This is a genomic window from Flavobacterium sp. LM4 (assembly GCF_002017935.1).
Classification (GTDB): domain Bacteria; phylum Bacteroidota; class Bacteroidia; order Flavobacteriales; family Flavobacteriaceae; genus Flavobacterium; species Flavobacterium chungangense.
Genome location: NZ_MUFW01000001.1, coordinates 2,905,623 through 2,919,870 on the forward strand (window position 1 = coordinate 2,905,623; position 14,248 = coordinate 2,919,870).

Annotated in this window: 7 protein-coding genes; 2 read left to right on the top strand and 5 right to left on the bottom strand. The window is 35.8% G+C overall.

What is annotated here, in order from left to right; all coding sequences use genetic code 11:
- Window positions 1–20: 20 nt before the first annotated feature.
- Both xyl3A and BXU10_RS12780 read left to right on the top strand, forming a co-directional pair.
- Window positions 21–2,615, top strand: a complete 2,595-nt coding sequence (xyl3A, locus tag BXU10_RS12775) for a xylan 1,4-beta-xylosidase (protein WP_078227642.1) — start codon at window positions 21–23, stop codon at window positions 2,613–2,615.
- A 114-nt stretch (window positions 2,616–2,729) separates the two neighbouring features.
- Window positions 2,730–4,673 (top strand): glycoside hydrolase family 97 protein, encoded by a 1,944-nt coding sequence (locus BXU10_RS12780; RefSeq protein WP_078227643.1) that lies wholly within the window; start codon window positions 2,730–2,732, stop codon window positions 4,671–4,673.
- A 115-nt stretch (window positions 4,674–4,788) separates the two neighbouring features.
- Here BXU10_RS12780 and BXU10_RS12785 read toward each other — a convergent pair whose 3' ends face one another.
- The 5 genes from BXU10_RS12785 to BXU10_RS12805 form a co-directional block, all read right to left on the bottom strand.
- Window positions 4,789–6,954 (bottom strand): beta-glucosidase, encoded by a 2,166-nt coding sequence (locus BXU10_RS12785; RefSeq protein WP_078227644.1) that lies wholly within the window; start codon window positions 6,952–6,954, stop codon window positions 4,789–4,791.
- 673 nt (window positions 6,955–7,627) lie between these two features.
- Window positions 7,628–9,076 (bottom strand): RagB/SusD family nutrient uptake outer membrane protein, encoded by a 1,449-nt coding sequence (locus BXU10_RS12790; protein WP_078227645.1) that lies wholly within the window; start codon window positions 9,074–9,076, stop codon window positions 7,628–7,630.
- Between the two features lie 14 nt (window positions 9,077–9,090).
- Window positions 9,091–12,240: a SusC/RagA family TonB-linked outer membrane protein gene (locus BXU10_RS12795; protein WP_078227646.1), complete on the bottom strand. Its 3,150-nt coding sequence runs from the start codon at window positions 12,238–12,240 to the stop codon at window positions 9,091–9,093.
- Window positions 12,241–12,340: 100 nt separating this feature from the next.
- Window positions 12,341–12,856 carry a hypothetical protein gene (locus BXU10_RS12800; protein ID WP_180907726.1) on the bottom strand — a complete coding sequence of 172 codons (516 nt, stop codon included), beginning with the start codon at window positions 12,854–12,856 and terminating at the stop codon, window positions 12,341–12,343.
- Between the two features lie 12 nt (window positions 12,857–12,868).
- Window positions 12,869–14,071 (bottom strand): hypothetical protein, encoded by a 1,203-nt coding sequence (locus tag BXU10_RS12805; RefSeq protein WP_078227647.1) that lies wholly within the window; start codon window positions 14,069–14,071, stop codon window positions 12,869–12,871.
- Window positions 14,072–14,248 lie beyond the last annotated feature (177 nt).

Here is a 14,248-nt window from a genome sequence, read left to right on the forward strand (position 1 = left end):
CATTATATAATTCAGAAATCATGAAAGTTAGTTCTGTGTTCATCATAAGTTTAGTTGCTGTTTTTAGTGTAAACGCACAGCAATATCCTTTTAAGAATCCGTCTCTTAGTTCAACAGAACGGGCAAAAGATTTAATTTCAAGATTAACCCTTGAAGAAAAGGCAGCGTTAATGTGTGATCAGAGTGATCCCATTCCGAGACTTGGAATTAAAAAATTCAATTGGTGGAGTGAGGCTTTACATGGCTATGCAAATAACGATAATGTTACTGTTTTTCCAGAGCCAATTGGTATGGCAGCCTCGTTTGACGATCAGTTAGTCTATAATGTTTTTAATGCTGTTTCTGATGAAGCCCGTGCAAAATATAATCAATGGATTCAGAATGGTAATGAGAATAAACGGTTTTTGAGTCTTTCGGTCTGGACGCCGAATGTGAATATTTTTAGAGATCCACGCTGGGGTCGTGGTCAGGAAACATACGGAGAGGATCCATATCTTACTTCGCGAATGGGAGTTTCAGTAGTTAAGGGACTGCAAGGTCCTGCAGATGCTAAATACCGTAAACTTTTAGCCTGTGCCAAACATTTTGCTGTTCATTCCGGACCTGAATGGAGCAGACACGAATTGAATTTAAATAATGTAAATCCGAGAGAATTATATGAAACCTATCTGCAAGCCTTTAAATCATTAGTACAAGATGCTGATGTACGTCAGGTAATGTGTGCCTATCAGCGTTTAGACGATGAACCTTGTTGCAGCAATACCCGTTTACTGCAGCGTATCCTTCGTGATGAATGGGGATTTAAATATCTGGTGGTTTCAGATTGCGGAGCTGTAACCGATTTTTATACGACTCATAAAGTCTCGTCTGATGCAACTCATGCAGCTTCTAAGGCGGTACTTGCCGGAACAGATGTTGAATGTGTGTGGGAAAAGTATCCATTTAAAAATTTGCCTGAAGCGGTTGAGAAAGATTTAATTAAAGAAGCCGATATTGATAAAAGCCTGCTTCGTGTATTAGTTGGCCGTTTTGACTTAGGTGAAATGGATGATGATGCAATAGTGCCCTGGGCTCAAATTCCCGTATCGGTTCTTAATAATAAAGAACATCAAAAGTTAGCACTTGAAATGGCCCAAAAGTCAATGACACTTTTGCAAAATAAGAACAACATTCTTCCTTTAAATAAAACGACAAGCAAAATCGCAGTTATAGGTCCGAATGCTGATAATGAACCGATGTTATGGGGAAATTATAATGGAACTCCTGTCAAAACAATTACCATTAAGAGCGGAATAGAATCAAAAGTTACGGCAAATAAAATAGTGTATGATAAAGCCTGTGATTTAGTTGAAGACAAGGTGAATCAAACTTATTTTGACCAGATTTCATTTGAAGGAAAAAAAGGAATGAAAGCGACCTATTGGAACAATCCAAACAGAGAAGGAAACAGTGTAATATCCCAGCAGATTTTAAATCCTATAAAAATGACTACTGCGGGCCAGCATGAATTTGCTTCGGGAGTTAAATTAGAAGGATTTTCAGCGAAATATGAAACAGAATTTTCAGCGAAGGCAAATGATACTCTCGTTTTTAAAACCGGAGCTACAGGAGCTTTTGAATTGTTAGTTGATGGTAAATCCATAGCAAAATATACCAACTGGCGCACTGTTCCGGGCAATATTCCATTTCCGGTTGAAGCGGGTAAAAAATATAAAATCGAAATTCTTTACGCCCAGTCAAACAATTGGCAGGCAAATCTTGAATTCGATTTTGGAAAAGAATATGATATTGATTTTGGAGGATTAATTCAAAAATTAAAAGGCATCGATACCGTAATTTTTGTAGGAGGGCTTTCTACTTTGCTTGAAGGAGAAGAAATGCCTGTTTCTTATCCAGGTTTTAAAGGAGGAGACCGAACAAATATCGAGCTGCCTGCTGTTCAGAGAAAATGTCTGCAAGAGCTTAAAGCTGCAGGCAAAAAAGTAGTTTTTGTAAACTGCTCCGGCTCTGCAATAGCTTTTGCACCAGAAACAACAAGCTGCGATGCTATTTTACAGGCATGGTATCCAGGTGAATCCGGAGGTCAGGCTGTTGCTGATGTTCTTTTTGGAGATTACAATCCTGCGGGGAAACTGCCTGTTTCATTTTATAAAAATTCAGACATATTAGGTGACTTTGAAGATTATTCGATGAAAGGTCGTACTTACAGATACACAACTGATGTTTTATTCCCGTTTGGTTTTGGCTTAAGCTACTCTAAATTCAATATTGGTACAGCAAACCTGAGTAAGACTAAGATAAAACCGAATGAAAATACACAATTAAGCTTCCTAATAAAAAATAGTAGTAAACGCGAAGGAACAGAGATTGTTCAGGTTTATGTTCGAAAGGTAAAGGATACAGACGGTCCTTTAAAAACATTGAAAGGTTTTAAACGAATCAATTTAAAAGCAGGCGAAAGTCAAAATGTAACAATCGATTTACCGGCTTCTTCATTTGAATTTTATGATTCTAACAGTAGAGGAATGAAGGTAACTTCAGGTGAATATGAGGTATATTATGGAACAAGTTCAGAAGCTAAAGATTTAAAAATGATGAAAGTATTTGTTCAATAAATTAGAATTGTTTTGTTACAAATAACTGTGGTTTTAAATTATATAAATAATCTAAGATGATTATCTTTCACTTTTGTTACAAGTAAAAAATAAGTTATTAATCTATAGCGCGTTATGAATTTTAAGTGTGTTTTATATTTATGTCTGTCTAGTTTTTTAAAATTAAGTGCACAAACAGTTGTAAAAAGCCCTGATGGAAAGCTTAAGGTTTCTGTTTTTATCTCGAATGGAATGCCATTGTATAGTATTTCATATAATGAAAAAACTTTCTTAGAAAATTCTCCACTGGGATTGAAAACCAATGTTGGTGATTTTACAACAGGATTAATTTTAAAAGCTGATGTTGGACAAAATAAAATTGATGAAACTTATAAGCTACCTAATATAAAGCAGAGTGATGTTCATTATGAGGCTAATGAAGCCATATTGTCTTTCAGTAAAGATAGTAAAGCTGCTATAGATGTGGTATTTAGAGTAAGCAATAATAATGTAGCTTTTAAATATAAGGTATATCCGCAAAAGGAAGCCCGCTCTTGTGTGGTGCAGGAAGAAGCCTCCGGTTTTATACTGCCTGAAGGAACCACTACCTTTCTTTGTCCGCAAAGTAAGCCAATGACAGGGTACGCTAGAACTGCACCAAGTTATGAAACATCATACACATTAGATGCCCAAATGGGAAAAAACGGCATGGGTGAAGGATATACATTTCCATGTCTTTTTAAAGTAAATAATACTGGATGGGTTTTAATATCCGAAACAGGCGTTGACAGCGGTTATTGCGCAAGCAGACTAATTGGACATGATAAAGGATTATATACTGTAGGATTTCCAATGGCAGGAGAAAATAATGGAAACGGAACAACTGCCCCAGGAATACCGCTTATTGGGGAAACTCCCTGGCGCACTATTACGATTGGAGAAACACTGGCACCTATTGTAGAAACCACAATTCCGTTTGATTTGGTTAAACCAAAATACCAGGCTTCTAAAGAATACCAATATACCAAAGGTTCCTGGAGCTGGATAATGAAAATGGATAGTAATACTACCTTTCCGGTACAGAAACAATACATTGATTTTAGTGCCGCAATGGGATATGAAACGATCTTAATTGATGCCCTTTGGGATACTCAGATAGGAAAGGATAAAATCGCGGAACTGGCTAAATATGGTGCTGAAAAAGGTGTTGGTTTGTATTTATGGTATAATTCGAACGGGTATTGGAATGATGCTCCCCAGGGACCGAGAGGGATGATGGACAATTCGACAATCCGTCGTAAAGAAATGGCCTGGATGAAAAGTATTGGCGTAAAAGGAATTAAAGTAGATTTTTTTGGAGGAGACAAACAAGTAACCATGAAATTATATGAAGATATCCTGACAGATGCTAATGATTTTGGTATAATGGTTATTTTTCACGGCTGTACATTACCAAGAGGCTGGGAGCGTATGTATCCAAACTTCGCAGCTAGTGAGGCGGTTTTAGCCAGCGAAAATTTACATTTTGGACAAGGAAGCTGTGACAATGAAGCAATGAATGCCTCAATACATACTTTTATTCGAAATACAGTAGGAAGTATGGATTTTGGGGGAAGTGCCTTAAATAAATTTTACAACAGTGATAATATTCCCAATAAAGGCTCAAAACGAATTACTTCTGATGTGTTTGCTTTAGCAGCAGCAGTACTTTTTCAAAGCGGGGTACAGCATTTTGCATTAGCACCAAATAATTTGACTGATGCTCCGGACTGGGCAATAAATTTTATGAAAGAAGTACCCACAACTTGGGATGAAGTTCGTTTTTTAGATGGATTTCCTGGTAAATACGTTGTACTTGCCCGCCGAAAAGGTACCAAGTGGTATATAGCGGGTGTGAATGCCCAAAAAGAAATTCTAAAACTTAAGATAAAACTGCCAATGTTTGTTTCAGGATCATCGTTAATTTATTATCATGATGATGAACAATTAAATGGAAAAGTAAAAACAATAAAACTTAAAAAGAACCAGGAGGCTGAAATAATAATTCCTCGTAATGGAGGAGTACTGCTTTTGAATTAATTGTATTTTTTTTTGATAGAGGACATCAAAAATTTTTGTCAGGCCATCAATGACAAGGTTTATATACTGAAAAAAGTTGCCATTTCGGCAACTTTTTTCAGTATTAAGAAGTTTTTTATTTCACAGTAACAGGAAAACTACTCACGATATTTTTGGCTGATGTAGCCGTATAAAGTACAAATTCACCCGGTTCAATTTTCCAACCAGAAGTTTTTTCATCGTAAAAAGCCAGGTCTTTTACTTTTATTTTTAAATCAATCGTCTTTTGTTCTCCCGGTGAGAGGAATATTTTATCAAATGCTTTTAATTCTTTTTTAGGCCTTAAAACAGAAGGATTCGTTTGGCCTGCATACAATTGAACTACTTCTGCACCAGTGGTTCTGCCTGTGTTTTTAATATTGAATTTTACTGTTATTTCATCATTGATACCGTAGACTTTCTTGTCTGAAGCAACATTTGAGATTTCAAAAGAAGTATAAGACAAACCATAACCAAAAGGATATTGAGGCTCAATTCCTTTAGTGTCAAACCAACGATAACCTACCAAAATATCTTCCTCATAGTTTACTTTCAAATCATGCCCTGGATAGGCGCCTAAAGCATGCGCCGGAGATTGGCTTAAAGTAACCGGAATAGTAAAAGGCAGTTTTCCCGATGGAAATTCTTTACCACTCAATACATCAACAATCGCGTTGCCGGCTTCCATTCCGCCATACCATCCCCACACTAAGGCAGAAACGCGAGATTCAATACCCGCTAATTCAAGTGGAGAACCGGCAATAATTACGACAATCGTTTTAGGATTTGCTTTCGCTACTTCCTGAATTAAAGTTTCCTGTCCGTAAGGCAAACGCATGTGCAGTCTGTCAAATGATTCTGAATCGAAATCATGGTTTAAACCTGCAAAAACAATCGCGACATCCGATTTTTTGGCTTGAACTACAGCTTCTTCGATTAATTTCCAATCTACTTTATCCGTGTTTAATTGACCGTCGCTGCTTCTTTCCACAACATGGGATTGCTTTTCATATCCTTGTGCAAAATTGATCTGCATTGATTTTCCGTATTTAGTGGTCATCGCCTGAAGCGGCGTTATCTCATACAAAGCTTTGATTTCTGAGCTAAATCCTCCGCCGCAATGTGTACGCGTTGCATTATCACCAATAATTGCTACTGATTTTATCGCGCTCATATTTAAGGGTAAAATTGAACTCTCATTTTTCAATAAAACAGCAGCTTCAACAGCAGAACGATAGGCAGCCTGCTGGTGTTCTTTTGTATTTATAGAGCCTGTTACGCGCGTTTTAGGATCTAAAACTTTCGTTTTAATCATGACTCTTAAAATGTTCGCCACTTTTTCGTTGACGATGCTTTCTTTTATGCGTCCTTCCTGTACTGCTTTAATCAAAGGATCTGCGAAATACCAGTCATTATAATTTTCTTTTTCAGTTCCCATTTCTAAATCTAAACCAGCCAAAGCCGCTTTTTCAGTACTGTGAACAGCATCCCAATCCGACATGTAAACGCCTTTAAATTTAAATTCATCACGTAAAAGTGTTCGCCCCAAATAATCGTTTTCAGTGCAATACGAACCTCTGAATTTATTATAAGCTCCCATAACGCCTAATACTCCGGCATCTACAATTGAAGCTTTAAAACCCGGCAAATAAATTTCGCGTAAAGCGCGTTCGCTCATAGTGACATCAACAACAAAACGGTTTTCTTCCTGATTGTTGGCTACAAAATGTTTCACACAAGCCGCGACATCCTGCGTTTGCAAAGCCTTAATATAATTGATTGAAAGCTGCGAAATAAGAAATGGATCTTCGCTTAAATATTCAAAATTTCTTCCGCAAAGTGGAGAACGAATAATATTGATTCCTGGTCCGAGCAAAACGTCTTTTTTGCGAAAGCGTGCTTCTTCGCCTAAAACGATTCCACGCTGTTTAGACAGTTCCAGATTCCAACTTGCAGCCATTGCTGTTCCAGGAGGAAAACTGGTCGAAGCATCATCCGTTTGTCCGGCATATTGCCAATTATGACGATTCATTTCTGCTCTGACTCCGTGTGGACCATCAGATAAGGCCCATTCCGGAATTCCGAGATGTTTTATTTCTGAAGTGTAAAATTTAGAATTCCCATGCAGCATACCGACTTTTTCTTTCAAAGTCATTTTCTTAATTAACTGTTCGATTCTTTTTTCGGTCACAGCATCTGTTTGTGAAAAAGAGCTTTGAAAAAATACTGAAAACAAAACAATAGCCATAAATCGTAATCTCATTTTATATGTTTTAGAAAACCTTTTGGTTAAATTAAATAATTTGGGTTTTTATGATAAATGGGTAAAATGATCCCAATTAAAAGTTTTCAAAAATAGAGGAATAGAGGACATAAGGAGTGATACAAATCGAGCATTTTATATAATAAATGAAGCAGACTTGAATGAAAAAAAGCTAATTTTTTAAACTGTAATAAAAATGCATCACACTTATTATTTAATCCGTTGGGTGTAATTAGTTTTTGATAATAATTTTTCGTCAGTTCGAGTGATTTCCGATAGAAGATTGTATCGGGAACAGAAAAATTATTATTAAAACGGTTCTCGATATATTTTTTGTTCCGTTTCTCTGCACAAAAAAACACTCGAACTGACGTTTTTAATAACTACACCCAACAGGTTATTATTTAGTATAAAAATTCAGCTTAATTTCAAATGACTATTTATCTGAGTTCGATTAATAATAATTATGGATCATTCATTTTTTATCGTCATTTCGAGTGATTTTATAAGATAGCGAGAGCATTTTTATAAAATAGTATCGAGAACTTTTGCAAAACGAAACTTCTCGATAGATTTTTGGTTATTAAAATATCGTTTTAGCACAAAATATTTTAGCCCAAAACACTCGAAGTGACGACTAGATAATAATCGAACTCAAATTACTTGTCTGTTTTTAAGGATTTGGTTCTATTAGTTTATTTACTGAGATTTCCCCGCTTGGTATTGGCCAGATATAATTACTGCTGGTTGGTAACACTAAAGGAGCTGTACCGATCGATCCCTTTTTTGCAGGTAAGGTTTGTACTTTTCTTTGCAAATCCATCAGACGGAAACCTTCGCCTAAAAGTTCAATATCTCTTTCTTTTTGTATGGTCGCAATCATAGCCTCTTTTGTTGCAATTTCATTTGCCGGGAAAACATAATTCGGGTCTGAACGATTTCGTACTGCTTTCAATAACGACGTTGCTGTAGTTAAATCGTCAGTATAAGCAGCAGCTTCTGCATAATTTAATAATACTTCTGCATAGCGAATTACAGGCACATAATCTCTAAAAGGTGCTGTTGTGATACTAAATTTTTTCAATACTTTTTGATTGGCTGCACTTTTACTAATAAGGCTGGAACGTGCATCAGTAGCCGAATTAAATGCGGGATCGCTAACAATACCTTCAGCTGCTAAAAAAATAATAGGTTGTGCTAAATAATTATACGCCAAAGAATATTGTGCGGAAGGTGTTTCAGTAGTAGAATTAGCAAAAGGGATAGAAAAAATTGCTTCAGTTCCTGTATAACTTCCACCAAAAATACTAGTATAATTAGGTTCTAATTTTTGGGTTAAATTTCCTTCTGTATATTGAAAAGGAAGGGTAGAAGAAACGATTTTTTTAGATTCTGTAATTACTTTCTCAAAATTGTTCTGAACTAATAAAACCCTTGTTTTTAATGCAATTGCCGTACACTTTTTAGCCCTGGAAGTATTGAGCAAAGGTGTTGAATAACTAACAGGTAAATCTATTTCTGCTTCATCTAAATCTTTCAGAATTTGCGTGTACACCATTTCTATAGAACTTCGCGCCAAATCATTATGTCCCGAAGTCGTAATTGGTGTTAATCGCAAAGGAAGGCCTAAAGAATTTTTGTCCTGATTGTAAGGTTTGGCATAGGTTTGAATCAAACTAAAATAACAAAAAGCACGAATAAATTTGGCTTCGGCAATGTAGTTCTTGGCCAGCTCTTTTGAAATAACAGTAGTTTCATTCATTTTGCTGATCAGAATATTTGAAGCATTAATTGCAGCATATCCGACTGCCCATACATTGTTTACAAAATCATTTGTTGAGGCCACATTTTGATTCCATACTGCAGAACCTGTTGCTGCATTTCCGTCGTTCTGACCAAATTGATCTGCTCGCTGTTCATTAAAAACAATGAATCGGCCACCATAAAAACTTTGATTTTGTAACTGCTTGTATAAATTATTGGTCTGAGCCAAAATCTTAGCCGGAGTGCTAAATGCTATTGATTCCGGAATACTGGTTTCAGGCTTTGTGTCTAATAAATCGTCGTTGCAAGCTGTCGTAAACATCAGAATAAAACAGCTTATTAAAATATATTTTTTCATCGTGTTTGTTTTAATTAAAATCCAATATTCAACCCTAGAGTATACACCTGAGCGTTGGGAGGAACATTTTGATCTTTTCCTGAATTAATAGAGTTTCCATTGATAGAAACTTCGGGGTCAGAACCTCTGTATTTGGTAAAAGTGTATAAGTTATTACCTTGTAAATACACATAAATAGAGCTGAATGTATTTTTTAGGAAAGAAAGTTCCAGAGGCACATTATATCCTAGAGACACATTCTTAAGTTTTACAAAAGAACCGTCTTCTACTTTTGAAGTGCTTGAAAATGAAAAACCCGCCGAAACATTATCACCATAATACAACTTTTGAATGTCTGTTTTTTGGCCGGGTGTTGTCCATCTGTTTTTTATAAATTCCCCATTGTTAAAATAACGCTGATCTGAATTGGTGGCGCGTGTTCCATTATAAAGTTTATTTCCCTGAGCAAAAGTTAGATTTACTGCTAAAACAAAATTCTTGTAATTGAAAGTGTTGTTTAATCCTCCAAACAGTTTTGGTAATGAAGGCCCTTGCACGACACCATCTTTATAATTGTCAATTGCCGGAGCGGCACTGCCATCAAGATACGTCCATTTTGGAGAACCAATATGATTGTATTGTACTTCTTTACCTTCGCTGTTTATAAAAACCATCTGACCGTTTTCCGGATTTACACCTTTGTTAGGCACCGCAAAAACAGATCCGATAGAATAGCCTACTCTGGTCATATTTTGTACTCCAAATACACTTGGCACAAATACATCGCTTGCTAATGAAGTCACCTTATTTTTAAGTGTGGAAAGATTCAAATTGACATTCCAATTGAAATTTCTGGCAGTAACAGCGAGTGCATTAATTCCGATTTCAAAACCTGTATTGTACATTCCGCCCACATTTTCGTTGATATAACTATTTGGAATTCCTGCTGAAAGTGCTTGTGGCGTTTTTAGAATCAAATCCCTGATTTTGTTATTGTAATAATCAAACTCAACGGAAATGCGATTGTTTAGCATGGCGAAATTCAGTCCTAAATCGAGTTTTGAACTTGTTTCCCATTTTAGATCAGGATTGGCAGTTTGAGAGTATCCTAAGGTTGGTGCACCACCATAAGTAGATGAATTATAGGTTCCGATAGCAGGATAGTTTCCTATTTCGCTATTTCCAACAATACCATAACTGGCCCTAAGTTTTAAGTTATTCAGAAAGCCGCTTAATTTTGAATCTTTAAAAAAGGATTCTTCCAGAAGATTCCAGCTAACAGATCCACCTCCAAAATTACCGTATTTGTTTCCTTCGGATAAAGCCGATAAACCATCAATTCTATAATTTAAAGTCAGGAAATATTTGTTTTTAAAATTGTAGTTTAAGTTGGTAAAATAAGAGAGTAAAGCATTTTCTGAAAGGTCATTGCCAATAGGCGAAATATTAGCGTAACTTCCCTGGTAATTTTTATAATAAGTGTCGGTAATATTACTTTGTGAAGCTCCCCAACTCTCTATAGCTGTTTTAATTCTTTCATAACCTACAAGGATCATGAAATTGTGATTTTCATTAAAAGAATCTTTGTACGTAATGGTATTCGCCCAATCTGTTCTTGATAAATCGGTTGCTATATTGGTTGCTACACCGTTGTAGGACGCTCCTCCTCCGTGAATTGGATTTAAAAATAATTTGTTTTCCAATCCAATAGTATTCAATCCAAAACTGGTTCTGAAAGTTATTTTTTTAGTGATATCAAACTCTCCATATATATTCCCTAAAAGCGATTTACTAATTGAAGTAGTTAAATCAAGTTCCTGAACCATTGCTAAATTATAAGCATTAATTGTACCGATAATAGACGGAATATTGGCACCATAGCCCACACTTATTCCGTTTTGGATACTATACGAACCATCAGGATTGTAAACCGGTACATTTGGAGGTAAGACATACGTCATTCTTCCTAAAGGTTCATTGGTAATATACTCTGTGTTATAAGTTGATGAAGACAACGTATTACCTGCTACAGCACCCGTATTTGGACCTACGTTTTTTGCCCTGCTGTAAGAAACATTAACACCAACCCTAATAAAATTGTTGACGTCATGACTGAGGTTTAATCGTGTCATGTAATTTTGAAACGTATTGTTTTTTATAAAGCTATTTTGATTGGTATAGTCTGCTGAAAAATAATATTGAGTCGTTTCATTGCCTCCGGAAACATTAATGTTATGATTGCTCGAAAAGCCCGGTTCGTAAGCCACATCATACCAATTTGTATCTACGGTACTTCCATCAGCATTTTTAGAAAGGAAAAAACCGGGAGCTTTGCCTGCATTAACCAAGGCTTCATTTTTAATCATGGTATAATCTTCGGCATTCAATAATTTAGGCAAATTATAAGGAGTACTTCGGCTGAACCAGCTGTTGTAATTGAATTTAGTTTTGCCATTTTTACCTTTTTTGGTCGTAATTACCATAACACCATTTGCAGCTCTGGATCCATATATTGCGGAAGCAGAAGCATCTTTCAATACATCAACAGAGGCAATATCATTAGGATTAATCCCAGAAAGCGGATTATTGCCGACAAATCCACCCAATGAGCCGGTAAAAACAGCCACACCGTCTACGACTATCAAAGGAAAAAGTCCCGATGTAATCGTATTTAAACCCCGAACGCGAATAACAGGCGTATTGTTTAATACACTTGTAGATTGAATTACATCAATTCCTGTTCCCTGACCACCTAACAACTGATCAAAACTGGTAGAAGGACGGTTTTGTAATTGTTTAGCTGAAATTGTGGATACAGAACCTGAAAATTCAGATTTTTTTTGAGACAAATAGCCACTCGAAATCAGGACTTCATCTAATTGATTTGAATCTTTGATTAATTTTACTGTTAATAAATCAAAAGAGCGTACCACAATTTCCTGTGTCGTATATCCGATATAACTCAGTTTTAATGTAAATGGTAATTTTTGATTTTCAATAACAAATTCTCCATCTTCATTAGTAGTAATTTCTTTATTTTCAGATAGAACTGTTGCGCCAATTAATGGCATATTGTCTTTGGCATCTACAATTACCCCTTTCAAATTTTGCTGTTGCGCATAGATCTGTGTACTAAGCAAAAAGAAAAAACTGAGCAGTAATTTTAAATATTTTTCTAATAACATATTATAAATATTGATTTTAATATTAAAATTTAAATTAGGCAGTAGTTAGTCAGTATTTTTATTGTAGCAGCTATGCTCAACACTTTCTGGAAACATCCCATTATTTGTTTAAAATTTGATGATTACCTGATTGCGTAGTTACTCCGAATTTGTCCTGCTCTTTTTCCAAATTCATTGCTGCATAATAATCCTCATTATATTTTCCGGAGATAACAAGTGCACCCGCAACCAAAACAAGATTTTTAATAATGTATTGACCCGCCAGCGTAGGTTCGTAAGGGAAGATCTCAAAACAGCTGGATTGCAGCATAAAAATAGGAGTGAGGGTTGCTATCATGTGCAATAAAAGCAGCAGAATTGTTTCCGGAATCCATTTCCTAACAAGTAACCCTAATCCAATAAAGACTTCACAAACTCCAAGTATTGGGATAAAAAATTCTGGTTTAAACCAAAAAACGGTTTTTTCTACTAAATCGCCCGCCGGGCTGACTCCGAAGATTTTCAGAATTCCAAACCAAATGTAAATTATCGCTAATGCAATGCGCATTAAGCTGACACCATGCGTTCCTATTTTATTACTTAATAAGAAATAGAAAAATTTAAAAGTAGTTTTCATTTCTATATGTTATTATGGCATGGTTACTTTCATCTTTTTACCTAAAGTAAATCGGTAAGAATATCCTAAATTGATAGAATAATCTGCGAAAGCAGCATCCCCTTGGACATGAACTTTTTTGGCTGGATCGGTAATAACAGAATTTTGTAAATCCTGACTGGCGATATCGGCAGCACTCTGGATACGGTTTTTTACGATATTATAGGGAATAAATAAGCTGAAATTATGTTTTCCTACATGATAAGAAAAACCATATTCTATCGCTATAACATATCCAGGGCGACGATAAGCTACCTGTCCTCCAAAAGCATCATAAGCAGGGATGCCTTCAATTCTTCCGGCCAGCGAAACATTAAAATTTTCTTTTTTGTCTATTGCTGCAGATACACCGGCCCTTGCAAAATATTGGTCTGGGCAGGCATAAATTTCATAACCCTCTAAACCTGCTTTTGGAGCCGATTTAAATGTGCCATTTGATTCTTTAGGGTTAAATAAATAATATCCGTTTGCAAATCCGTACAAACGTCCCGTTAACTGCCTGAATATTTGTGCCTCTACTGAAATTCCAACACCGCCATCTCCTGGCTGAATAGCCTGATCCATTATCACACTTTTTGTTGTTCCATCTGTTTGTGGTGCATCATCCATTTTGTCATGGCTGCCAGTGTTTAATTTTACTCCTAATCCTAGCATTAAATTGCCTTTATGAGCCGTTTTTGGGTCAAAAAACCAGTAGTTAACACTTAGTCTTGCATCTGCAAAACCTTGTGCGTAAACACTGTATCGAAGAGTATCTTTTACAGGAGTTGCTTGCCTTAAAACCTGAGAACGTTCATTATGTACATATGGCAAAGTGGCATTGATCTGGATTCTGTTGGTTATTCCGTATGAAAAATTAAAATCTACCGCATGTGAATAAATGTTTACGGCATTGCCTCTCTCCACACCATTTTCGTCATGACCACCGCCTGTAGTCTGGCGTTCTAATTGTTCTTCCTTACCAACAAAGTGTCTCCAGGAATGAAAATAACGGTAATTTGCCCCTACCTGAAATTCTCCTTTGTCTAAATTATAAGAACTGGCAGAATTCATAAAAAGTCCACCCATTTGCCGAACGGCAACACAACCCTGAGCAATGGTTTTTTCTGTTTGAAAAGTGATTAAAATAAATGCTGTAAAAATAAATGAAGTATATAATGATGGTATTTTTTTCATGATTTTAGTTGTTTTAATGAGCATAAAAAATATTGATGTCTTATTTTGTTTATACAAAATCATTACAATAAAATTGCCCAATGTTTATAAAGACTACTATTCATTAAATGAATTAGTCCTGATTGGTCATATTTCCAAAAGAAAAATTATGGCAGATAATATCGCAGGTAAAATTTT

Bases quoted from the DNA above. Each gene is read 5' to 3' on its own strand.
- xyl3A (WP_078227642.1), top strand. From the start codon at position 21: ATGAAAGTTAGTTCTGTGTTCATCATAAGTTTAGTTGCTGTTTTTAGT.
- BXU10_RS12805 (WP_078227647.1), bottom strand. From the start codon at position 14,071: ATGAAAAAAATACCATCATTATATACTTCATTTATTTTTACAGCATTT.
- BXU10_RS12785 (WP_078227644.1), bottom strand. From the start codon at position 6,954: ATGAGATTACGATTTATGGCTATTGTTTTGTTTTCAGTATTTTTTCAA.
- BXU10_RS12795 (WP_078227646.1), bottom strand. From the start codon at position 12,240: ATGTTATTAGAAAAATATTTAAAATTACTGCTCAGTTTTTTCTTTTTG.
- BXU10_RS12780 (WP_078227643.1), top strand. From the start codon at position 2,730: ATGAATTTTAAGTGTGTTTTATATTTATGTCTGTCTAGTTTTTTAAAA.
- BXU10_RS12800 (WP_180907726.1), bottom strand. From the start codon at position 12,856: ATGAAAACTACTTTTAAATTTTTCTATTTCTTATTAAGTAATAAAATA.
- BXU10_RS12790 (WP_078227645.1), bottom strand. From the start codon at position 9,076: ATGAAAAAATATATTTTAATAAGCTGTTTTATTCTGATGTTTACGACA.